We start from the raw sequence: 23951 nt of genomic DNA, 5'->3' as shown, positions 1-23951 counted from the left end.
TTATTTGCCTAAGGTGGTTTCTGTCGGGTCTATTGCGGCATCGTTAGCTGCTTTACTGCCCTCAATCGGAGTTTGAGGCGCTGGTTTAAACAGTTTGAAATACTGTTTATACGATTCCGGATTGCTGGGCTGACAGGCCTTATATGCCTTGCGCTCTTCCTCAACTGAAATATCTGTTTTCTGATGCCTATCAAGGGATTTTTCAAGTTTGCGATGCATGTCAATACGCAGGGCATTCATTTTATTAACAGACATTTCTTCATGATCAACTTTCTCTGCCTCTTTTATCAATTTGGCCATGCCCGGATTATTTTCAATTTTACGAGGTTCTGCACGAGCAGTCGTAATACTATTGACCACTACTTTTATCGGCATCAAGACCGCGGTAAGAGCCAAAGTGATTCCTACACCCAATTGCCCAAATCCGTCTCCCATCCTGCCTACGGTTGCCGCAAAACTGGATTTTACCTGTTCCCAGCCAGTTTTAAGTTTTCTGGTGCTGAATAAATTAATCGGTGTTGCTATCAAAAACATCAGAGGCGATAAGCCAATTTTTAAAGCCCCCTCAATAATATTTTTTACCGCATTGAGTGGCTGTAATAAATCTTTGTAAAGGTAATTATTGGATTTATACGTCGTAAAAAACTTTTGGAAATGTTTGCCAATAGTTTTCATGTGCTCAGAAACGGGTGTGGGGGTGGTATTGAGTACCGACATAAAGTAGTTGCTGCGATGCGGATAGGGGGTATTCAGAATGTCCTGTGAGGCGCCATTTTTTTGAACTTCCCGCTGATTGCCATGATATAAATCAGCAAAACGCTCAGCCTGCGCAGTATTCATTGCAAAATCACGTCCAAGCAATCGGTTTAAGAAAGCAAAAATCGCAACAGGAAGACGCGCGCCGTATTTGCTGTACTGGGCTACTTCATTTACTTTTCGAGGTGCTAAATCTTTATCAAACCATTCTGAATATTCCTCGAGTTGTTCAATGCGTTGCTCTGGTGAATCTGTATTAAGGGCATTCAGTGCATGAGACGCATTTTCCAGACAGGCATCTACCCCTTTAAAATAAGAAAGGCCTAGTGCCGCATCCCCAGCCAGCATTACTGTGACTTTCCGTTCGCCGACTTCTTTATACGTAAGAACTGATTTCGCCCTTGTTGCAGGGGCCTCATTAACGCTCAGACGAACATCGCTCATATCGATGTGTTCGCCTGCATTGTTATTTGTATAATGCGCAAGCCGTAAACCAAGATAGCCTTTCACTTTCTGCATGATTTCATCAGGAACTTTGTCCAGTTTGGTTTCGGCGTCATTAAAAGGACGAATAGGTGTTTTTGATGTGGCATGCGGAGTCAAGGCATCAAAATCTTCCTTGGAAATCATGATCTGCATGGTAATCGGTGTTTTACCATCCACTGTTTTACCCATTACTTCTTCACCAGCCACACCATAGGCTTGTAAATAAGAAGGCCAGCTGGGTAAATCGATGGCATTTGGCTTTGGACCGGTTACCTCAAATCGTACCTGGAGCACATAATCAAAAGAGTGCTTAATCTGGTTATCTTCGCCAAACACCTGCTTGGAAACAGTGCTATGAGTCCCATCAGAACCAATCAGCAAATCAAGGTTAGGATACTTCTCAAATACTTGCGACTGAACATCCTTGACTTCGTCATATTCAATTTCAGCGCCCATTCTCAATGCAGCTTTTTTTAATATTCCTTCAAGTTCATTAATTCGGATTGCTGGATTTTTCTTAAGACGTTTTACCAGATCAGTGAGTTCCGGTATGTTTTCTCCGCCTATTGTTTTTATATACTCTTCCAGTTTGGAATATTTAAAACGCACCACGTGATTTCGCGTGTATTCTTCGCGTTTTTCCAATATCAGAATCTGTTTCTGGGGGTTTTTTTGAAGCAGTCCAATGGCATGTAGTAGACCTGATGGGCCAGCGCCTACAATCAGGGTGTCGACTTCTTCTCTTTTCATAAAATAAACGCCACATAAAATGCATGTTTAAGTGAATTATATTGTAAAAATATTAACAAATTGTTAATAAAATGAGTTTTGTGAGAATTAGATCTATATTTTAAGTAAGATTCCCTTACTGATTTGTAAAAGATGAAAGATAAGAAAGAGCTGCGCGCCAATTGGGTAGCTAAATCTAATTCCAAAGCAGCCTATGCCTTTGAAGAAATTATCGCCAAGGCTGAAACGGCTTACGCCAGTTTTAATAAACTTTCTGACTTTCTCAACAGGGTTAATGAAAATCATGAAATGGATTCTTATATTAAAGAGATTGATGCCTTAATAACCGCCTATGAAAAAATCGAAATTGACAAGCTTATTACCAGTGAAGAGGATAGCCTGGAAACAGTGGTTGACCGGTTAGCGGAGCTTATTCAAAGCCCACGTTTTGCTGAATTTATCAGCCGATTGGAAAAAGCTGCATTGATCCAGCCGGAATATAGTCAGGAAGTCGAAAATGCAGTCAAGACCTATAACGAAGCGCATTCTGATGTGAGTCAGCAAATCTCTTTAAATTCGGTAGAAAATGTGGCAATAGTTCCAATGCAGCATCTTATGCGCTACCCCCTCCTGATTGGAGCCCTGCAAGGGCAGGCAGTAAAAAGCTCTCAGTCTGAAAATTTAAATGCAGCACTTAACAGCTCTTTAGATAAAGTGATGGATTTTGCCGAGCATTTTGAGAATGCTAAAGCAAAAAAAGATAATTACCTGAATATTATCGACCAAAATCTCGAACAATTGAAAAAGGAAAGTATGCGCCTGTCGAGCAGGAACAGTGTTGCCGGTGAACAAGCTGTAAAACTTTCAAATACTTTATCTGAGTTGCGGGGACGCTTTGCCAAGGCTCAAATAACCCCTGATGAGTTTAAACAGGAAACCACAAAAGAAATTGAAGCCGCGCAAAAAACCGAGCTAGGAAAACATAGAGGAATTCTTGATTGTCTGGCCCGTTTGTTCCATGCTGTTACAGGAATAAACCTGCAAACGAAGTCGGTTGCAATTACAAACCAAATGAAAGCTTCTCTGGCTCAGATAAAGGATGAAGTTAAGCCAGAAGCGAATGCTGAGCTTGATGCATCCGAAACAGCGAGCATCAGCGGGCCTTGACAGTTTGACTAGGAGTAAGGATGGATTTCCGTCTGTACGGGAAAAAGGAATACTTAATTAAGGATAATCATGAAGCTGTTTCCAAGGGGCTTATGTTATGTGGGATATGCGATTGCGGCTTTATTACTTTTATCTTGCAGCGAAAATGAAAAGAACAATAAAACCACTGCCCAGGCACGACCGGTCAAAGCCATTCAAATAGGAAACGCCACAGCACTCGATGGCCGATTTTTCCCAGGGAAGGCCAAAGCGTCTCAGGAAGTTGATCTTTCGTTTAATGTAGCCGGATCACTCATTGAACTACCCGTTAAAATCGGTGACAAAATAAAAAAAGGGGACCTGGTCGCCAAGCTGGATCCCAGGGATTTTCAGGCGAAGGTAAAGGCTGCCAAGGCGGAATTCATGCGCGATAAGCAAAATTATCAGCGCGCTAAGGAGCTGGTAGGAAAAGGTCACATTTCCAAATCAGATTATGATTTGGTCGAGTCAAAATGGATTATGGCTCAATCCAATCTAGAGTTAGCCGAAAAAGCATTAGTAGACAGTGTTATCAAGGCGCCATTCGATGGTCAGATTGCTAACTTATATGTTGAAAATTTCCAGACGATTTCCAGTCACCAGCAGGTAGCAAGGTTGCTTAATATTTCAGAAATTGAAATGGTGATTCAAATTCCTGAAAGTGCCATTAGTCTCATGTCCTCAGTAAGCAATATCGTAGTGCTGTTTGATGCATTTCCCACGCACTCCATTCCCGCTCAGATTAAGGAAATCAGCAACGAAGCCTCTCCGGATACTCGCACCTACCCTGTAACCCTGCTCTTGCAACAGCCAAAAGATATTGAAATTTTGCCAGGTATGGCAGGCAAGGCGAAGGGGGTAATCAAGAAAAAAAATACACAGTCTGAATTAACAGTGCCCGTATCAGCGGTATTGACGGTGGGAGACACTAATAAAACATTTGTCTGGCTTGTTGATCCGGAAAGCGGCCGCGTTCATCAGCAGGAAATTCAGATAGGCGAGTTGACTCCAAGCGGACTATCGGTCCTGAAAGGCATAAAAGCCGGGGATTGGCTGGTGATTGCTGGAATCCACAGTCTGAAGGAAGGCGATGTGGTTAGTATTTTAAATCAAGAAGATAAGAAAAAATGAGCTCACTGGCTAATAGTGCCGTTAAAAGTAAAAAAGTAGCCTGGTTTCTTGTGTTGTTATTAACCATTACCGGCACTGTCTGCTTTTTCAATCTTGGTCGTTTAGAAGATCCTGAGTTCACAGTAAAAACTGCGATCATCACTACCCATTATCCAGGTGCCAGTGCTGAGCAGGTGGAACTTGAAGTAACCGATTTACTTGAGAAAAAAATTCAGGAAATGTCTGAGGTGAAGGATATCTCTTCCATTTCAAGACCCGGACTATCCATTATCAAAGTAAATATTAAAAACGAATACTGGTCTGATCGCCTGCCGCAGGTGTGGGATACGTTAAGAAAAAAATTAAGAGATATTCAGGACAAGCTGCCGCCGGGGGCTAGTCTGCCTGTAGTCGGAGACGATTACGGCTACGTGTTTGGGTTTTTACTGGCAGTGAGTTCAGACGGATATAGTTACGCGGAATTGGAACATTACACCAAAATTTTGCAAAAAGAATTAAGCATTGTCCCGGGTGTGGCTCGTGTCGATTTATGGGGGGTTCAGGAAAAACGGATTTATCTGGACATTTCCAATACCCAGTTGTCACAGCTGGGGATTACAACGGCTGATCTCGAGAGAACCCTGAAATTACAAAATCAGGTTGTAGATGCCGGCTTTGTGGATTTTCAGGAGCAGCGTCTTCGAGTTGCACCAACCGGTGAGTTTAGTAAAGCCGAGGCAATTGGCGATTTAGCCATCACGCCGGAGTTAAAAGTTAAAGCGGGTAAACAAAGCGATGAGATCATCCGTATTCGTGATTTTGCCGAGGTGAAAGAAGAATACATCGATCCGCCCAAACAATTAATGCGCTATTCGGGACTCCCCTCAATTGGAATTGCTTTAGCCCCCTTATCTGGAGTTAATGCGGTAGAGGTCGGCAAGGCAATTGATGCGCGTATCAATGAAATTCAGAGCGCTTTGCCGAAAGGAATCGAAATACACAAAATTTCCTGGCAATCCGATATCGTTGCTGAGTCAATTAATGCTTTTTTAATTAATTTACTGGAAGCGGTTGTTATTGTACTGATCGTTCTCACCTTTACTATGGGTTTTACTGCGGGAATGATCATAGGGGTCTCCGGGCTTATTCTGGCGATTCTGGGCACATTTATCGTGATGCAACTATTACACATCGATCTCCAGCGTGTTTCATTAGGGGCGCTAATCATTGCGATGGGAATGATGGTGGATAATGCCATCGTCGTTGCAGATGGATTTATGATTCGTGTGAAAAAGGGAATGGATCGCGAAACCGCAGCCATTGAAGCAGCCGACATTTCAGCCTGGCCGTTGCTTGGAGCGACTCTTGTTGCCTCGATGGCGTTTTATCCTATATTTGCCTCAAGCTATGACACAGGAGAATACGCTGGCAGTCTGTTTACTGTGATTGCAGTTTCATTACTTTTAAGCTGGGTATTGTCCCAAACTGTTACACCGCTTTTATGTATTTCTTTTATGCCGCAACCCAAGGAAACCGGGGATGATAACCAACAATACAACAGCCGGTTTTACAAAGTTTACCGCTCTCTACTTGAAGCAGGTATTCGTTATCGTTTAATTTTTTCTGTAACCATGATTGCTTTACTTATATTATCTATCGTTGGTTTTCGTTTTGTACCGATTATGTATTTTCCTGATTCCTCGCGCTTTCAGGTCATGATTGATTATTGGGCGCCGGAAGGCACAAGAATTCAGGATGTTTCAGCTGATGTTAAAACCCTGGAAAAAAAACTACTGGACGATTCGGGTGTAGTCAGCGTCAGCAGTTTTATTGGTCAGGGACCGCCCCGATTTTACTTACCTGTTGAATCCGAATTTCCTTACTCTTCTTACGCGCAGATCATAGTGAATGTTAAGGACTTGCAGGAAGTCGATAAATTAGTTGCCAGTTTACCGGCATGGAATGAAAAAACTTTCCCTCAATCGCTGGTAAGAGTGAGGAAGTACGCGGTAGGCGCATTTAACAACTGGAAGATTGCAGCCCGTTTTAGCGGTCCTGCCAATGCTGATCCGGCCATACTGCGCAATCTCGCTGATCAGGCGATGGCAATACTAAAAGCAAGCCCTTATGCGATTGACGTGAGGACTGACTGGCGTGAGCGCGTTTTACAAGTGGTTCCTGATTATCAGCAGGAGCGTGCCCGTTGGGCAGGTATTTCTCGTCCCGATCTGGCACAGGCTTTGAAAAGAGCCAGTGACGGGATACCCATTGGGCTTTATCGGGAAGAAGACAACTTGATTCCTATTATTTTACGTCAGCCTTTGGTAGAACGAGAGCGTGCAGCAGTTGATCTGCCTGCTCAGCAGGTGAGTACCGCACTCTCAAGCAAAACAATTCCTGTGGCGCAGGTAATTGATGGTATTGAATTATCCTGGACTGATCCCATTATCTGGCGCTGGGATCGCAAACGGGCTATTACCGTTCAGTGTTCTCCTTATCAGGTAACTGCGAGTACATTGCGAAACAGTATTTTGCCGCAGTTTGAAAAAATTAAACTGCCTCCTGGTTATACACTCACCTGGGATGGTGAATACAAAAGCAGTAATGAGTCTGCAAGTGCCTTAAAGCCAGGATTATTTCCGGCAGTTGTGATCATGTTAATGATTATTGTGATGCTGTTTAATTCGTACCGGCCCCCGCTAATCATTATTGCAGTTATTCCGTTTGCGATGATTGGTGTGACCGCAGGTTTACTGATGACCGGGGTTCCTTTTGGGTTCATCGCATTACTGGGTGCAATGAGTTTATCAGGGATGATGATTAAGAACTCGATTGTTCTTCTTGATCAAATCAATATTAATCTTGCGGAAGGGATGAAGCCCTATGAAGCGGTGGTCTCGGCAGGTGTCAGTCGGCTGTCGCCAGTAGTCAATGCCGCCGTAACTACCATTTTGGGCGTGATTCCTTTATTGCAGGACGTTTTTTGGGTTTCATTGGCAGTAACCATTATGTTTGGTCTGACGGTGGGCACTATCATTACCATGTTCCTGGTTCCTGCCTTTTATTGCATTCTGTACAGGATTCAAAACGGCGGCCAGAAAGATAAATCATTGGGAGTCGGGGCTTATGAAAGGCCGTAGCGTATAGGAAAGCTTTAATGCCACTGTCATTAAGTTACGGAAATTTTGTCATTCCCGAGAATGCGGGAATCCATTTCTCAGTTGGCATTATAGCGAGCTCAGAGATGGTTACCCGCTCTCCGCTGGGATGACAGTTTAATATAAATTTACGCTTAAATTTAACTTAATATCAGCGAGCCCATACAACAGCAACAAAAAGGACATCCCTTGGAACGTGCAAAACTGATTATTGTCGCAATCCTATTGGCAATCGTGGGTGCAGTAATCCCCATTCTTGTTGTGCTGTATCTATCAATTGAGCGTGCCATTCAAACTGAGCAGAAGCATTTGTCGAATATTACCCATGAAGTCGTTAAGCGCGCCTCGCATACAGCAGGCCTGGCCAGGGAAACTTTATATGAGCTGAACAGGTTGAAAATCCAGCCCGTTTGCTCTCCTGAGCATGTAAACGTCATGCGAAAAATGACTGTCGATAATCCGGTAGTGGAGGAAATCGGCTTTTTTGAGAATGGCTTGTTAAAATGTTCCATTTGGGGTGCTTTTAACACTCCTGTTTCCCAGTATGCACCGGATCTGATTACAATAAGAGGATTTGGTGCTTCTTTCAACATACAATCGACGGTAAGAAATAACAAGTTATTAATAGCCTTCCAATATGGAAATTACTATATTCTGGTAGACCCTCTTCGTTTTCTTGATATTCTCGTTGACCATTCAATACAAATAGCCCTGACCACTCAAAAAGGCCTGTTAATTGCAGAGCGCAATCAGCCAGATATGAAGCTGGTAAAACAGTTTTCGCAGGATCATGAGCAAGTCGACGATAAAATTATCGCTGATACCTCAAGTGATGAAGGTTTCGTTGCGACTGCAATAGAGTCGCGAGAAGTATTATACAATGAGTTGAGAAATGAACTGGGCTTGTTATTGCCATTAGCTATTGCAATCTCCGCATTTATTATTGGTTTGGTTATTTATCTTTCACAGCATCGCCTTCAATTGCCGGCGAACTTGCCTCAGCAATAAAAAATAAAAAACTCCACCTGCTTTACCAGCCTATTGTAGCCTTGAAAACAGGCCAATGCGTTGGCGCTGAAGCTTTAATCCGTTGGCCTCGTGCCAGCGGCAAGGAGATATCTCCTGAGTTGTTCATACCGATTGCGGAAAATGAGGGATTAATTACTCAGATCACAGAACAGGTGATCGACCTGATAATCACGGATTTAGGCAAGCTACTATCAGTTGATCGAGACTTGCATATTTCAATTAACTTGAGTGCGGCTGACATAAAAAAAGGGCAGATCCTTAAAATCCTCGAGGCTAAACTTGCTAATACCTTTATTTTAAACCGTCAGATCTGGTTAGAGATTACCGAGCGTGCTTTTGTTGAATTGGCTTTTGCAAAAGAAATGATCCAAAACGCCAGAAGTCTGGGTTATGTGGTGGCTATTGATGATTTCGGAACGGGGTATTCAAGTCTCTCCTACCTTCATAATCTGGAATTGGATGTTTTGAAGATTGATAAATCCTTCATAGCCAGTATCCGCACCAACTCAGCGACCAGCAATGTGACCCCTCATATTATTGAGATGGCAAAAACTTTAAATCTCAAAATATTGGCAGAAGGGATAGAGCTGATTGAGCAGGCTGAATATCTGGATTCAAAAGAGGTCGAATACGGACAGGGATGGTTCTACTCCAAAGCACTTAACGTCGATGATTTTATAGCATTTTATAAAGAAAAAAATAAAAAGATCTAGTTGTTTTTATCAACTATACTAAGCATACACAAGGAGCAGTTACACGTTTAAAGGAATTCCCATGTTGTTCAATCCACTCGATAATCGTTCTTTGTATAATGCCTATGATTGGCTAATGCGAGCTATTCAACCCCTGTCTGATTACAGTCTGACCCTGTCCAAACGCTGCCAAAGAATTGCGAACTCTCTGGATTTGCCGGTGACGCTTCCCTATTTATCTGAAACGCAGACTGATGCAATCAGCCAGTTCACTCAGGGGGCTGTTAAAAACTACCGGGAATTAGCCGGATATTTTTATGTATACCACATGGTCACCAATATTTATGAAAAGCCTGAATTTGACATTAAAGAAGTTCAGATAGGCGATGATTATTTTGATGTGTTTGAAGAGATTATTGATGATAAAAGCTTTTGCAATTTGCTTCACTTTAAAAAACGAAACATAGGAGAAACGCAGCCTAAGATGCTGCTGGTAGCACCCATGTCGGGTCATTATGCCACATTACTCAGAGACACGGTCAAAGCCTTGCTGCCATTCTATGACGTCTATATCACCGATTGGAAAAATGCACGCGATGTGCCGCTGAAAGAGGGTGCTTTTGACTTGAATGATTTCATTGACTACGTCATTTCCTATTTCAGACAACTAGGTCCTGATCTTTCTGTAATGGCGGTCTGCCAACCGACAGTACCTGTTTTGGCCGCATTGGCTTTAATGTCCACCGATAATGATCCGCATCTGCCTCATTGTGCGATTTTATTGGGCGGCCCCATTGATACGAACCAATCGCCTACGGCAGTAAACCGTCTGGCAGTTTCAAGAGGGGATGACTGGTTTCAGCAAAATGTGATTTCAATGGTCCCCGGGCATTTTCCGGGTGCAATGCGGCTCGTTTACCCTGGATTCATGCAGCTTTCCGGTTTTATGAGCATGAATATGCAACGGCATATCGAATCGCTTTTATCGGCTGTTCATGATTATGGAGCAAATCAGAAAGATAAAGCGCTTAAAACAATCCAGTTTTATCTTGAGTATTTCTCGACTATGGATTTGACTGCAGAATTTTACATGCAAACCATTCATACCGTTTTTCAGGAGCATCTGCTTGCCAGAGGTCGATACAAATCAAGAGGGAAAGACATTCGATTACAGGATATAACAAAGACATCCATATTGGTCATCGAAGGGGAGAATGATGATATCACCGGCCTTGGCCAGACCAAATCTGTAATCAGCTTATGCAAAAATCTTCCTGATTCGATGAAACAATATTATCTGGCCCCCAAGGTTGGCCATTACGGCCTCTTCAATGGCAGTAAATTTCGCAATACGATTATTCCCAGAATACAGAATTTTTTAAGTTCCCATTGTTCACTTCGTTCAGGATGATGTTGAGACAATTATGATTAACAATGACAAGTGGAACAGTTTAAGCGAGTGGATGGAGAGACTTGGAATCAGTGACAGCGATTTGCAGGAAAAATTTATTATTGGCAGCGGCAAGGGCGGGCAAAAATTACATAAAACAGCTTCGACGGTTTATCTTAAACATCTGCCCTCTGGTATTGAGGTCAAATGCCAGGATGCACGAAGCCGCGAGGACAACCGCTATTTTGCCAGGATGAGAATCTGCGAAAAATTAAATGCCTTAATCAGCGATGAGAAATCAAAAAAGCAGCAGCATATTGAAAAATTAAAGCGGCAGAAAAGGCGGCGTTCACGGCGCTCAAAGCAGAAAATGCTGGATGAAAAGTCCAGACAGGGCCAACTTAAACAATCCAGAGCCAAGCCTCAGTCTTTTGATTAGCCATAGCTTGTCAGGTGTTGTTGCATGAATAAAACTAATGAACTAACCTGTCGTCTTTGCGAACAGAGTGAAGCCACCTCCCCAGGTACGTCATCCTGAACGCAGTGAAGGATCTCCTGAATCTGGCTCCGTTCCAAGCAGTTTGAGATCCTTCGCTACGCTCAGGATGACGTACGCTACGCTCAGGATGACGTACGCTACGCTCAGGATGACGTACGCTACGCTCAGGATGACGTACGCTACGCCCAGGATGACGTACGCTACGCCCAGGATGACGTACGCTACGCTCAGGATGACGTAAGCTACGCTCAGAATGACGTACGCTACGCTCAGAATGACGTATGCTACTTCAGGATGACGTACCTGGGGAGTTACGTTCAAAGTTCGAGCTGGATTGTTTCTTTACCTAATAACTGGAGTATTCCATGCATCTGCAAGCCGGGGAACTGATTTTCTCTCCTTCCGATTTAAGTCTTTTTAGCAAAAGTCCTTTCGCTTCCTGGATGGAGCATCTTCATGTAACCCATCCTGAGTTATCTCCGGAGCCGGATGCCAATGATTCGATGACTGCCGTTTTGCAGAAAGAGGGAGTGCTTCATGAATTAGGGGAACTGCTGAAATTTGAAGCCCAGGGTCTTCGTGTGACGAATCTTGCGGATAGCAATCGCATAGTGGATAGCATCGAGGCGATGCGCGCCGGTATCGATGTCATCTATCAGGCACCACTGGAATTAATTCCCTTCAAAGGGCGTGCTGATTTTCTGGTCAAGGTCACCGGACAAAGCGTATTGGGTGACTATCATTATGAAGTCTGGGACAGCAAGCTGGCAAAATCGTTGAAGCCAGAGTTTATTTTACAGCTCTGCTGTTATTCTGAAATGCTGGAAACTATCCAGGTAAAAAGACCGGAAAATATCGTTGTTTCTTTGGGTTCAGGAGAACATAAACGCCTTGCACTCAGGGAATATATTTATTATTACCTGCATTTAAAAAAGAAATTTCTGGCGGCACACTCAGGGTTTAATCCTGACCAATGTCCTGATCCTTCTCTGTCAGGCTCTTATGAGCGATGGAGCGCCTATGCAAAGCAGATATTCTTCCAGCAGGATCATCTGGCCCAGGTTGCCAATATTCGCAAAACCCATATCAGAAAACTGCAGAAAGCAGGGATTTCGACCATGCAAAGTCTGATTGAGTCTGGAGATAATGTGAAAGGAATCAACAGGCAAACATTGGCGCGTCTAAAAGCTCAGGCCGCTATTCAGAAGGCCAGTCAAAATAAAGAAATTCCCTTGTTCAAGATTCTGGAGCATCCTGAAGATACGGGTTTCTATTTACTGCCGCCAGCCTGTAAGGCCGATGTGTTTTTTGATATCGAGGGCGATCCCTTATATGAGGGCGGATTGGAATACCTTTGGGGAGTCACTTATTTTGCTGAAGATGGCAGCAGACAATACAAGGATTTCTGGGCGCATGACGCAGAAGAGGAAAAGGATTGTTTTAACCGCTTTATACAATGGGTGTACCGGCGATGGATTCAGGATCCCGCCATGCACATCTATCATTATGCCAGTTATGAAATCAGTGCCTGCCGTCGTTTAATGGGACGTTATGGCATTTGCGAATACGAGGTGGATCAACTCCTTCGTAATGGGGTTTTTGTCGATTTATATAAAATTGTGAAAAATGCACTGCTGGTGGGCGAGCCACGCTATTCGATAAAAAATATAGAACATCTTTATCGACCCAAAAGAGAGACTGAGGTGGCGAGTGGCGGCGATTCAGTGGCAGTTTATGAGCATTGGCGAGAAAATCCTGATGGCCATGACTGGCAGTCCTCGAAAATCCTGAAATCGATTCGGGACTATAATCGCGATGATTGCGATTCAACCCAGGAACTGGTGGACTGGTTAAGAGACAGGCAATCAGCAGCTGGAATTAATTATTCCGGAAACAATGAATTGGTGGATCCTGAACTTAAAGAGGCAGTGACGCAGGCGATTACACTGCGTAATGAATTGCTGGATCATTCAGAAACACTGATACAAAAGGGCCAGCCTCAGGAAGCCGCAATCGCGAGATTACTCGCATGGTGTCTCGAATTCCATCGTCGGGAAGCAAAACCGCTTATCTGGAAGCTGTATGAACGAATGGATATGGATGAAGAAGAGCTGCTGGAAGATATTGAATGCCTGGCTTTATGTTCGCGAACCGGGAAAGAGCCTTACTTACCCACACCAAGATCACGAAATCTCGCTTATGAATACCAGTTCGATTTAAGACAGGAGTTTAAGCCCAACTCAAGTGTTTATTATGTGTTAGGGAAAAAGGGCGCTGATGGAAAAAATCTGAAAGTGACTCTCGAAAAGGAAGGCAGCCGCATCAATGAGGGATTTATCACGCTGCAGATGAAGGAAGCTCTTGATGAAACCATTACGCTAATCCCGGATGATTATATTAATCCCGATCCAATTCCTGCTGCCATTTATGCACAGGCCAGCAGGTTTATAGAGAATCAACTCTTGAATACGGCGATCGGGGATTTTTTAAGCCGAGCCTATCCTCGAATAAAAAACAGACTCCCAGGACAGGCCATCGCGCCAAGCCATGAGCCAGCAACTCGATTAAATCAAATAATTGATGCAGTCTTAAATCTTGATAACAGTTATCTGGTTATCCAAGGTCCGCCAGGAGCAGGGAAGACCTATACTGCCAAACATATCATCGCTGAATTGCTAATACAGGGAAAAAAAATTGGAGTGACATCCAATGCTTACAAGGCTTTGAATCACTTGCTTTGCTGTAGCGCGGAATATTGTCAGGAAAAGGGGATTGCAGGGCATTTTGTTTCCACGAAGGAAAGTGATGGTATGCTGGAGCGATTAAATATTAAACTGGTAAAAAATAAAGAGATGATTGATGAGCTGCAGGACGCTTGCGTTATCGGCTCAACCGCCTGGGGCTTTTCCAGAGCCGAATTGGCGGAGCAATTTGATTATCTGTTTGTTGATGAGGCAGGACAGGTGAGCGTCGCTAATTTAATCGCAATGAGTCAGTCCGCCCGTAATATTATTTTAATGGGCGATCAGATGCAATTGCCCCAGCCTTGCCAGGGGAGTCATCCGGAGGAAAGCGGTTCTTCCATTCTGGATTATTTACTCCATCATAGCCCGACGATTTCGGAGGAATGCGGTATTTTTCTTGGTACGACCTATCGTATGCACCCGGCTGTCAATGCGTTTATCAGTGAAATGATTTATGAGGGGAAGCTTGAGACCGCGCCTTTTAATCATAAACGCATTATTGAAGTGCCTGAAACCTATGAAGGGATTTTAGATAGAGAGGCGGGAATTATTGCGGTGCCCGTTGTTCATGAAGGCAATACTCAGGCGAGTGAAGAAGAGGTAGAGGTTGTTAAAACACTGGCTCAGCAATTATGCGGACGAACCTATATTGAAACTGATGGTACACGAAGAACCATTAGCTGGAGCGATATGTTATTTGTGGCACCCTATAATCATCAGGTCAATAAACTTCAATTCAGTTTAGGGCCAAAAGCCAAAGTGGGAACGGTGGATCGCTTCCAGGGGCAGGAAGAAGCCATTGTATTTCTTAGCATGTGCGCCAGTGATGGGGAAGAATCACCACGGGGATTAAACTTTCTGCTGGATAAGAATCGGCTCAATGTGGCGGTATCAAGAGCTAAATGTCTGGCAATCGTTGTTTACTCCCCTTCGCTACCTGATGCGAGTGCCGTTTCACTTGAGCAGCTTAAGCAAGTTAACTTGTTTTGTCGATTACTAACGTAAACCCTCGGTTATTCCGAGCTAAACCCAGGTTATTCCGAGCTAAACCCAGGTTATTCCGAGCTAAACCCAGGTTATCCGAGCTAAATCCAGGTCATTCGAGCTAAACCCAGGTCATTCGAGCTAAACCCAGGTCATTCGAGCTAAACCCAGGTCATTCGAGCTAAACCCAGGTCATTCGAGCTAAACCCCCGGTCATTCGAGCTAAACCCCCGGTCATCCCGAGCGAAGCGAGGGATCTCCAACAGATAACAACTCTGATATTTTAAGTACTTATCGCACCAATTTTTTGCTTTGTGTTATAATTTAAGGCAATTGGGTTGATGGATTTATTTATGATTGACACGCTTTCATTTGATGACAAGGTGGTTGATGAAATAACAAAACAACACCCGGAAGTACCCATCTCTGCAATTCTCGAGTTTATCGTGTTTTATGAATTGAAAAAGCATTATGCAATAGAGGATTGGGATTTAACAGATGCAGCCTGTGCAGATTATCAGAAGATTATCTCGCTTTACAATGGGCTAAAATCAACCATTCCTCTAGTCGTTCAAAATGACAGGTTCAGCAGAATCATTCTTGATAAAGTCAGTCTTTTTTTTGCACTTGTGAAAGCGGCTGAGGGATTACTTAAATCAACTATTACTGTTACCGCTTCCATGGACACGGTAAAACGTCTCCCAGGCAATACGCCTTCAGGCAACAGGATAAAAGAAGAGTCGATTCAGGGAAAGCTTTTGCACGCCAAAGCGCTGATAACAATGGCATATGATTTAGTCAGTACCAAGGAAACTTTGTCGAGAAATCATTTTGAACAACTGGTAAAAGTAGAATCAGAAGAAGATAAAGAGCTGTTAAAGGGCGACAGGATGACTTCTTTTTATCAATTACCAAATCATCTTTTTTTAATCAATATGCAGCTGTGGAAGTCCGTATACGCTAATACGCCTCAGATGATAGCGATTTTCAATAGCCCCAGGACTCAAACTCCTGTTGCGCCTGCTCAACCAGTTACTAAAGAAAGAGAAACGGTAGAAGAAAAAGGCGCGGCTGCGGTTGTCATTCAACCAGAAGTACAGGAAATCCAGGAAGTGATAGAGGAGATAGGTGATAAAGATCAAAGCCCTGCTCCTGCAAAAGAAAGTCCGCCTTTGGTGTCATTAGATAAGGAAGTTGATTTCGGCAGGCTTGCAGGTTCAGACTTTAAAGAGCCCGCGGTATTCCACATGGACATCGAGGGCCATCAAAAGCAGTTGGCTGCAGAGGAAAATTTTACCTATAAGCATAATGACGCCGATCTGGACTCCAAACTGGATGTCACTGGTATCAATTTGTTATTCGGAGGGAAAGGCGTTCTGGCCAGAACAAGAATAAAAGCCAAAGAAATTTTCTGTGTCTACGAGGGCGCGAAAATTACTGAAGATGATGCAAACAGCATCCCAAAAGAGGAGCTCAATACGCATTATTTCATGCGGCTTGGCCAATCAAAAACGATTATTGATGCCAGGCTTTCCGGAAACGTTGCCCGATTTTTCAATGAGAGTAAACATACACCGAATGCGGAATTTCGCAAGCGTCCAATCAGGACAGAAGATGGAAAGGTTAGTTTTGAAATAGTCGTGATGGCGATAAGGGATATCGAGCCTGGAGAACAGATACTGGTTAATTATTCAGACGACTATGATTATGGGGATATCCAAAGAGTCTTCCTGCATCATTCCGATGGGCCCTATAATTCAAAGCAACTGCTTCACAAATACCAGCAGGAATATTCAAAAACAGCCGTTTTATTTCATAATAAAGGCGAGAACCAAGAGACAAACACTCCTGGTGAATTAAATGGTTTGTATTTGGATGTGGTCGAAAGAGCAATCCTGCCTATCGCTTTAGCGGATATTCTGGCAGAGAAAAAAGAGGTAAGAGCTCTCGAACATCCAGATCTTCCTGTTTTGTTTATCACCCCCGAAAATGAATTGCAGGAAAATAGCACCACAGAGCGGCTCAGCAGTTTAATGATAGCTTCCTATCTGGGGCTCGCAGAAGGAGTCGAGGCATTATTAAAAATGAAGGCGGATCCTGCCATGCAGTCTCGAAGAGCTGGCTTATCCAGTTTTCATATGGTAATGGCCGGGGAATATTTTGGAGTGAGTTCCGGTGATGCCAAATCAAGACGTAAAATTATTGAATTATTCAGAAAAGAAAAAGTCAATCTCATGCTTGAAGATGATGATGGGCTCACTGTTTTTGACTGGGCATTGCGGCTAAAAACGACAGATTGTCTTGAAGAGCTAATAAAGGATATGAGGCCGTCCGCATTATCCAAACTGCTTGAGCACAAAAGCAGTGCCTCTGAAAAATTTTCTTCACTGATAGCAGAGGAAAAATGGGCGCACTGCCAGGTGATCCTGAATAAAATTGCACAAAAATCCTTCGTCTATTCGGCGGAGATTAATAAGCTATTGAAAGAATTGACCCAGCATGACAAGCTTAAGAGCAGCAAGGAAACGTCGCCTGCAACAACTCAGACGAAAGAGGAGGGCAATGTTCCACCACGAGAAGCTAAACGCCAACGTACTCCTGGCCGACACAATACTGACCCAACGTTTTTCAGTGGACAAAACAAAAAAAGAAAGCAGGCAGCTAAAAAAGAATCGAACTTGCAAGAGCCGCTCCAAACCGAATCCCCTGCGTCCATTCAAGCAAATGAGAGGGCCGCGCCAGTAAGAACACGCCAAAAGATACATAAAGAAATACCCCCCGATTACAGCCCTGGTCGTAAATAGGATTCATGCAATTCTTTAAGGCTTTGCTTTCTGCTGTAATCGGTTCATGCTACAGTAAATTACAAACCGCTGCTTATGAAAAACTATGGATTGGAATAAGAATCGACAGGATTATGAAGCCAGACTTCGCGATATCAGGCCATTTTTGGAAAATGGCAAGATTACCTCTATCAAAAATATTCTGCCTTTGCTCGAAGCGGCCATCAGGCCATACGACAAAGTCTGTCTGGAAGGAGATAACCAGAAGCAGGCTGACTTTTTAGCACGCAGTTTATGTGCGGTGAATCCGGAAAAAGTGTATAAGCTGCACATGATTCAATCGGCAGTAACGCTGGCGGAGCACCTTGATTTATTTGAACGCGAAATCGCTGAAAAAATTGATTTTGCCTTTGCCGGACCGCAGGCAACGCGTCTTGCGATAATGATCCAGCGAAGCCAGCTAAAAATTGGCAATATTCATACTTATAATGAGCTTTATGCCCGCTATGCGATGGATTTAACGCCCAATGTCGCACTGATGACGGCCGACAAAGCGGATCATGCGGGCAATTTATACACAGGGCCCAATACTGAGGAAACGCCGAGCATTGTCGAGGCAACGGCCTTTAAAAATGGCTTGGTAATTGTCCAGGTCAATGAAATTGTCGATCAATTGCCCAGAGTCGATATTCCTGGCGATTGGGTGGATGTGATTGTCAAGGCGCCAACGCCTTCCTACATCGAACCTTTATTCACCCGCGATCCCGCTCAAATTGATGAAGTTAAAATACTGATGGCAATGATGGTGATTAAGGGGATTTACGCCCCTTATCAGGTGAATCGTCTGAACCACGGTGTCGGTTTCAATACCTGTGCTATCGAGCTTATCCTTCCTACCTATGCAAATGCTTTGGGCTTAAAAGGCCAGATATGCCAGCACTGGATGGTTAATCCTTTACCCACCTTAATTCCTGCTATCGAGAGCGGGTTTGTCAGTTCTATTTTCTGTGTAGGCGGTGAGGTAGGGATGAACGACTATGTGCGGGCGCGTAGCGATGTGTTTTTTACGGGCCGAGATGGTTCATTGCGTTCCAATCGCCTGTTTGGCCAGTTAGCTGGTCACTATGCCTGCGATGTATTTATTGGGGCGACCCTGCAAATGGATGCACAGGCTAATAGTTCCACTGCTACCAAAGGACGCATTGCCGGATTTGGCGGCGCACCCAATATGGGCTGCGATACCCTGGGGCGGCGTCATTCTTCCTTTGCATGGCTTAAAGCGGGTCAGGAAAAATATAGCCATGATTCTCAGGCGATGCCCCGTGGACGCAAACTGGTGATTCAAATGGTGGAAACATTTCAGAGTGCCGGAAAGCCGACTTTCGTTGAAAAACTGGATGCCTGGGAATTACAGAAAGAAATGAATGCCGATTTACCGCCTATTATGATTTATGGCGATGATATCTCCCATGTCGTCACAGAAGAGGGGATAGCGAATCTTCTTTTATGCCGAAATGCGGATGAGCGTGAGCAAGCGGTTCGCGGTGTGGCCGGATATACCCCAATGGGATTAGGACGCGATAAGACGAAGGTGGATGAACTTCGCTCGCGCGGTATTATAAAGCGCCCGGAAGATCTCGGTATTTCCTTAAAAGAGGCGGATCGCGATCTTTTGGCGGCTAAAAGTATTCATGATTTGGTTGAAATTTCAAAAGGACTGTATTGTCCTCCCAATAAATTCAGAAGTTGGTAGGAATTATGGAAAAGTATCAATATACCTTTAATCTGTCACAAACGCTTCCAGAAGCCCCATTAATTAAAGCAGGGGTTGCAGGTTCTGGAAATCTCGAGGTGATTGTCAAAGCGGCTGCTAATAATAAACAGACTACGATTGAGGTCAACACCGCCGTCTCTGGTTTTAAACCGACCTGGGATGCGGTTATTGAGCGTTTCATCGAGGATTATCCCTATGCCGGGGTTACTATTTGCCTGAATGATGCCGGTGCCACCCCTCCTGTGGTTTCATTACGCCTGCGACAGGCAATCGAAACCTATCAAACCGGCTATCAAACTAAAGATAATTATGCCGAGGCAACAGCTCGTTACCGTATTTATTCTCTGGTAGATAAAAACAGCTTCGAGGAGTTTCTGCTGGAGCAAAATACGCCGAGCCCGACATTGCCACAGCTTGAGATACAAGTCGAGAGTGATGACGGTCTGGTGATTGGAACAGCCTCAATCGATGGGGAGAGAGTAGCAATTGCTGCCCAGCAAAAAGATTTTCTTGGCGGAGCAGTAGGGGAAGTACATGGTGCGAAGCTCATTGGACTGATTCGTTATGCTATCAAGCAGGGGCTGTCAACCATATTGTTGTTAATCGACAGTGGAGGTGTTCGCTTACAGGAAGCCAATGTCGGTGAAATTGAAATTTCAGAAATCATTCGTGCCATTCTTGACGCCCGAACTGCAGGAATAAAAACAATTGGTGTGATTTGTGGAAATAATGGGGCCTATGGCGGCATGGGCATTATCAGCGGCGCACTGGATTCATTAATTGTCAGTCAGAATGCCCGTATCGGTGTGTCCGGTGCAGAAGTTATTCAGGCAGTGAAAGGAGCTGAGGTCTTTGACAGCGGCAACCGCCCCCTGGTATGGCGAGTTTATGGTGGTCGAACACGATACCTGCAAAAAGCGGCTCAGGAATACAGCGGCCATAAAATGTCAGCGGTTTTAGACGCTATCAAACGATGTATGAAATCAGCTGATAGGCAAGGTCTGGATTTGAATTCCCTGCTTGCGGAGCATGAATTTCTGCAAAAACGAATTTCATCTGCGGGTAATTGTCAGGAAGAAGGCGAGTGGCTAAAACAATATCATCCAGACGTTTACGCGCATGATGTGTTTAATTGTTCGGATGAGCAGTTTTTAGCTTTGGCTAAGGAAGATCAACATGTCCAGCAATAAAATTTCATTGAAAGATCTATTGGAAAAATGCTTTGACAGCAGCGAAACAGAGATTAATCAACATGTGGTTCATGGGAGCGGAATCATTCAAGGCAGGCGATTTAATATACTGGGTACGGTAGAGGACACGGATTTCGGTGTCGATGAGGCGATGGAAATGGCAAATCATGTCCTTGCAATTGTCAAGAGCAATAATACCGATCCCATTGTGTTACTCACCAATGTGACAGGACAAAAATTATCCATGCGGGATGAATGGCTAGGAATGTATGCCTGTTTTGCCCATTTGCTAAAGTGTTTGCATTTGGCGCGTCAAACGGGCAATCCCTTGATTACTCTGGTCTATAATCAGGCGATTGGAGGGAGTTTTATCGCTTTTGGCATGATGGCTGATCGTATCTATGCTTTGGAAGGAACTCAACTCGCAGTTATGTGGCTGGAAGGGATGGCCAGGGTCACTAAAATCGATATCGATATACTAAGAAAGATTAGCGAAAATTCCCCTGTTTTTGCTCCGGGAGTTGAGAATTTCCACAGTCTGGGAGGATTACATAAGGTGCTGGTTATTGATGATGTTGCCAGCGAGTTGTTAAATTGTTTGCAAGATCCAGAGATTAAAGAAGATAACCGCGCGAAACTTGGCAAATTATACGGCGGGCGAAAAGAAGCTTACGATATTATAAAAAGTATTGAAAATTTATGAGGTATCTAAGACATAATTTATGCTATCTCGATAAGCAGGCAGTGCCGGATATCAATTGTTCACCGGAAAACCTACGCTTGTTTAAGCATTGGCTAGAATGCGGCTATCCACTAATTATGACCCGCCAGCCTCCAGATCTTGCTGTCCATCAGATCCAGCTGGCCATTCCTTATTTTCAGACTGAGCAGGTAAAGAAAATACGCGCCAGTTTCATTCTATCTTGTTCAGCGATAAGCCGAGTCAGCGAGCTGCCTGACTTAAGGGAGCTTTTTCCGGATTTGGATTATGAAATTAAGGTCTATGGCTCCTATTGCTGGCAGTATCTGACAAAAGAGCCCTATGTTCAAGCGGTGTCCGATCTGGATTTGTTGATCGACTATAAGGAGCAGTCCTTATCGGATTTAAAAAGCCTGTACGCCCAATTACAGGCGCGATTTCCACAGCAAAGGATTGACGGAGAAATCCGTTTTGCGGGACTAGGCGACTGTTCCTGGAGGGAGTTATTGCAACAATCTGGGGAATCCCTCTTGTTTAAATCAATCCATGAGTTGAGCCTGCTAAAAAGAGACAATCTGTATGCCTCATTTCCATCACTCCTTAACTAGCATCTCGCAAATTGCCCGCTATTTTGCCAAAATGGCGGTTCGAGCCTTATATGATGAAGTGGCTTTATATCCAAAACCAGGACTGGTAAGTTTTGTTGACAGCGGTGCGCATTCGGATATGGATGGCAGTTTATTCTTTCGCAGTTTGTTCGGTTTAAGACATTATTTTGTTCATTTAGGTTGCCATGCTGCCGAGGATTTAGCTCCGCGGAATCTGGTACCGCTGGGAATCAAGGCGGAAAAGACCATGCAGTCGATTACCGGAGGAATTAATACCCACCGTGGTGCAATTTTCTCAATGGGTATTTTGTGTGCGACCATTTGCAATCTGAGCCGGCGTTTCCGCCAGTTTTCTTTATGGGATCTGCAATCGGCAATAATCGAACAATGGGCTGAATATTTGCAGAAAGAGCATACTAACCTGAATACTCACGGTGTTGTGGTCAGACAAAAATATGCAGTCAATGATGCAAGACAAATAGCCATCGATGGGTATGCCCTGGTATTTGATGCTTATGCAGAGTTATTTCCAATCCAGGGAGATAGCCTGTTTTTTGGCTTGCTGGCCTATCAGCACTTTTTGTTGAACCTGGATGATATTAATGTGTTGTACCGCACAGGTCCTGAGGGATTGGCTTTTGCCCGTGGCCATATCCGGCAAAGTATTTCAGCGAATAATCGTGAACAGTCTATCCGCGCAGCTGATGATTTGCATCGCTTGTTTTCAAAGGCAAATATTAGTCCAGGGGGAGTAGCCGATATGTTGGGTTTGCTCTTTTTTCTTCGGCAGATTTTTGGAAGGCAATCGTGAGAATTCTATTCCTTTTTGCGGGGCAGGGGTATCAGAACAATACACTTTTTGATTTTTTTCAACAGGATGATGAGGCTGACGATTTACTGAGAACCTTTTCTTCTCTGGCGCAACTTGATTTATTATTACAGCCTCTCCCTATTGATAATCCTCGATGGGTACAGATTATTATTGGCTGTTATCAACTGATTTTATTTTCAAGAATACAATCCCTGCTGAATAATCATCAGGTCGAACTGGCTGGCTACAGTCTGGGAGAAGCCAGCGCATTTTTAGCAAGCATCAATGCCAGTCCTGAACGAATAATAGAACTGCTTCATCATCGAAGCCAGTTAATGAATACCTTAGTCTCTGGAGCAGAGGATTATGATTTAATCACCGTTAAAGGAGAGTTTGACTGGAAGGCTATTCAAATATTGATAGCCGAATATCATTGCTATATAGCGATTATCAATTCGCCTCAGCATCTGGTAATTGGTGGAAAATGTGTTGATTTAAAACGCCTTGCTTCAAGGCTATCAACAGAAGGTCTGAGGCTTATAAAATTTTTAAATATTCAGTTGCCCTCACATACTCCCTTCTACAGGCAGGCCAGTGTCGAGTTTCAGCATTTTTTAAATGGTAATTTTCAGGCTGATCTCATGCAATATCCTGTTATCAGCCCTTTGAAGTTAAGGAAAATTTACAAAGCTGAAGAGGAAAGGGATTTGCTGAGTCTGGAGTTGCAGGAATGCCTGGACTGGTTTAATGTCTGCAACTTAATCAAAGAATATCAGTATGATTTGATTGTGGATCTGGGACCTGGAGACTCTTTGAGTAAAATTCTGAATGCTTCAGGCAAGACTTTGACTGCTGAACTTCTTACGGCCTCACGCTATCATAGTCTGAACGGGTTTCTACAGGCTTTTCAGAAAATCGTGGAAAGTTGATTTTAAACCAGGAAGCCGTCGTCTCGAACGCAGTGAGAGATCTCCCACATCCTGGTTTGTGCATTCGGAGATCTCTCACTGCGTTCGAGATGACATGACACAGTCAGATGAAGACTCTCGTGAAAACCCTCCAGGTTGAGGAGGTTAGGCTCACTGCCATTAAGTTAAGCTCAATTGTATATTAAAATGTCATCCCCGCGAAATTAAGGGGATCCATCTCTGAGCTAGCCACAATGCCGACTGAGGAATAGATTCCCGCCTTTCGCGCTGAGGAATCCTGTCATTTAATTGAGCAGTTATGTTTTTAAGGTTTGCTCAATAAGGACGAGAAAAGAATTGAAGTGCATACGAATTCATGATCAAATTTGTTTACGAAGCAAAACCGACCGGAAAA

At 43.8% G+C, this 23951-nt stretch carries 16 protein-coding genes; 15 read left to right on the top strand and 1 reads right to left on the bottom strand.

Annotated features, from left to right (window positions below):
- A complete protein-coding gene (locus E1O89_RS02310) occupies positions 1 to 1992 on the bottom strand; it encodes a hypothetical protein (protein WP_133138773.1) in 1992 nt (663 codons plus the stop codon).
- Between the two features lie 132 nt (positions 1993 to 2124).
- Here E1O89_RS02310 and E1O89_RS02305 point away from each other — a divergent pair, with 132 nt between their 5' ends.
- The 15 genes from E1O89_RS02305 to E1O89_RS02235 all read left to right on the top strand — a co-directional run bounded on the left by E1O89_RS02305 (position 2125) and on the right by E1O89_RS02235 (position 23557).
- Complete coding sequence (locus E1O89_RS02305) at positions 2125 to 3138, top strand: hypothetical protein (protein WP_133138772.1); 1014 nt, start codon at positions 2125 to 2127, stop codon at positions 3136 to 3138.
- A gap of 69 nt (positions 3139 to 3207) precedes the next feature.
- Positions 3208 to 4287 (top strand): efflux RND transporter periplasmic adaptor subunit, encoded by a 1080-nt coding sequence (locus tag E1O89_RS02300; RefSeq protein WP_133138771.1) that lies wholly within the window; start codon positions 3208 to 3210, stop codon positions 4285 to 4287.
- Positions 4284 to 7406 carry an efflux RND transporter permease subunit gene (locus E1O89_RS02295; RefSeq protein ID WP_133138770.1) on the top strand — a complete coding sequence of 1041 codons (3123 nt, stop codon included), beginning with the start codon at positions 4284 to 4286 and terminating at the stop codon, positions 7404 to 7406. Before E1O89_RS02300 ends, E1O89_RS02295 begins: the two co-directional genes overlap by 4 nt.
- 207 nt (positions 7407 to 7613) lie before the next feature.
- Positions 7614 to 8432 (top strand): CSS-motif domain-containing protein, encoded by an 819-nt coding sequence (locus tag E1O89_RS02290; protein WP_165483039.1) that lies wholly within the window; start codon positions 7614 to 7616, stop codon positions 8430 to 8432.
- A gap of 41 nt (positions 8433 to 8473) precedes the next feature.
- Entirely contained in the window at positions 8474 to 9166 is a 693-nt protein-coding gene (locus E1O89_RS02285) for an EAL domain-containing protein (RefSeq protein ID WP_262337371.1), read from the top strand.
- A 61-nt stretch (positions 9167 to 9227) separates the two neighbouring features.
- A complete protein-coding gene (gene phaZ, locus E1O89_RS02280) occupies positions 9228 to 10556 on the top strand; it encodes a polyhydroxyalkanoate depolymerase (RefSeq protein ID WP_133138767.1) in 1329 nt (442 codons plus the stop codon).
- A 13-nt stretch (positions 10557 to 10569) separates the two neighbouring features.
- Entirely contained in the window at positions 10570 to 10974 is a 405-nt protein-coding gene (locus E1O89_RS02275) for a peptide chain release factor family protein (protein ID WP_133138766.1), read from the top strand.
- Positions 10975 to 11399: 425 nt separating this feature from the next.
- A complete protein-coding gene (locus tag E1O89_RS02270; protein ID WP_133138765.1) occupies positions 11400 to 14783 on the top strand; it encodes a TM0106 family RecB-like putative nuclease in 3384 nt (1127 codons plus the stop codon).
- A gap of 332 nt (positions 14784 to 15115) precedes the next feature.
- The gene (locus E1O89_RS02265) at positions 15116 to 17566 is read left to right on the top strand and encodes an SET domain-containing protein-lysine N-methyltransferase (protein WP_165483038.1); all 2451 of its coding nucleotides are present in this window, start codon (positions 15116 to 15118) and stop codon (positions 17564 to 17566) included.
- An 85-nt stretch (positions 17567 to 17651) separates the two neighbouring features.
- A complete protein-coding gene (gene mdcA, locus E1O89_RS02260; protein ID WP_133138763.1) occupies positions 17652 to 19298 on the top strand; it encodes a malonate decarboxylase subunit alpha in 1647 nt (548 codons plus the stop codon).
- A gap of 5 nt (positions 19299 to 19303) precedes the next feature.
- Positions 19304 to 20509 carry a biotin-independent malonate decarboxylase subunit beta gene (gene mdcD, locus E1O89_RS02255; RefSeq protein WP_133138762.1) on the top strand — a complete coding sequence of 402 codons (1206 nt, stop codon included), beginning with the start codon at positions 19304 to 19306 and terminating at the stop codon, positions 20507 to 20509.
- Positions 20496 to 21212, top strand: a complete 717-nt coding sequence (gene mdcE, locus E1O89_RS02250) for a biotin-independent malonate decarboxylase subunit gamma (protein ID WP_133138761.1) — start codon at positions 20496 to 20498, stop codon at positions 21210 to 21212. The genes mdcD and mdcE overlap by 14 nt, the downstream gene beginning before the upstream one ends.
- On the top strand, positions 21209 to 21817 hold the full coding sequence (mdcG, locus tag E1O89_RS02245; RefSeq protein WP_133138760.1) for a malonate decarboxylase holo-[acyl-carrier-protein] synthase: 609 nt from the start codon (positions 21209 to 21211) through the stop codon (positions 21815 to 21817). Before mdcE ends, mdcG begins: the two co-directional genes overlap by 4 nt.
- A complete protein-coding gene (locus E1O89_RS02240; protein WP_133138759.1) occupies positions 21789 to 22628 on the top strand; it encodes a triphosphoribosyl-dephospho-CoA synthase MdcB in 840 nt (279 codons plus the stop codon). Before mdcG ends, E1O89_RS02240 begins: the two co-directional genes overlap by 29 nt.
- The gene (locus E1O89_RS02235; RefSeq protein WP_133138758.1) at positions 22625 to 23557 is read left to right on the top strand and encodes a malonate decarboxylase subunit epsilon; all 933 of its coding nucleotides are present in this window, start codon (positions 22625 to 22627) and stop codon (positions 23555 to 23557) included. The genes E1O89_RS02240 and E1O89_RS02235 overlap by 4 nt, the downstream gene beginning before the upstream one ends.
- Positions 23558 to 23951 lie beyond the last annotated feature (394 nt).

The organism is Legionella genomosp. 1, assembly GCF_900640215.1.
In the GTDB taxonomy this organism is placed as follows: Bacteria; Pseudomonadota; Gammaproteobacteria; order Legionellales; family Legionellaceae; genus Legionella_C; species Legionella_C quinlivanii_A.
This window is presented reverse-complemented; position numbering and strand designations above follow the sequence as displayed.

Excerpts from the sequence above, each read along its gene's own strand:
- E1O89_RS02310 (WP_133138773.1), bottom strand. The coding sequence starts at position 1,992 with ATGAAAAGAGAAGAAGTCGACACCCTGATTGTAGGCGCTGGCCCATCA.
- E1O89_RS02305 (WP_133138772.1), top strand. The coding sequence starts at position 2,125 with ATGAAAGATAAGAAAGAGCTGCGCGCCAATTGGGTAGCTAAATCTAAT.
- E1O89_RS02300 (WP_133138771.1), top strand. The coding sequence starts at position 3,208 with ATGAAGCTGTTTCCAAGGGGCTTATGTTATGTGGGATATGCGATTGCG.
- E1O89_RS02295 (WP_133138770.1), top strand. The coding sequence starts at position 4,284 with ATGAGCTCACTGGCTAATAGTGCCGTTAAAAGTAAAAAAGTAGCCTGG.
- phaZ (WP_133138767.1), top strand. The coding sequence starts at position 9,228 with ATGTTGTTCAATCCACTCGATAATCGTTCTTTGTATAATGCCTATGAT.
- E1O89_RS02275 (WP_133138766.1), top strand. The coding sequence starts at position 10,570 with ATGATTAACAATGACAAGTGGAACAGTTTAAGCGAGTGGATGGAGAGA.
- E1O89_RS02270 (WP_133138765.1), top strand. The coding sequence starts at position 11,400 with ATGCATCTGCAAGCCGGGGAACTGATTTTCTCTCCTTCCGATTTAAGT.
- E1O89_RS02265 (WP_165483038.1), top strand. The coding sequence starts at position 15,116 with ATGATTGACACGCTTTCATTTGATGACAAGGTGGTTGATGAAATAACA.
- mdcA (WP_133138763.1), top strand. The coding sequence starts at position 17,652 with ATGGATTGGAATAAGAATCGACAGGATTATGAAGCCAGACTTCGCGAT.
- mdcD (WP_133138762.1), top strand. The coding sequence starts at position 19,304 with ATGGAAAAGTATCAATATACCTTTAATCTGTCACAAACGCTTCCAGAA.
- mdcE (WP_133138761.1), top strand. The coding sequence starts at position 20,496 with ATGTCCAGCAATAAAATTTCATTGAAAGATCTATTGGAAAAATGCTTT.
- mdcG (WP_133138760.1), top strand. The coding sequence starts at position 21,209 with ATGAGGTATCTAAGACATAATTTATGCTATCTCGATAAGCAGGCAGTG.
- E1O89_RS02240 (WP_133138759.1), top strand. The coding sequence starts at position 21,789 with ATGCCTCATTTCCATCACTCCTTAACTAGCATCTCGCAAATTGCCCGC.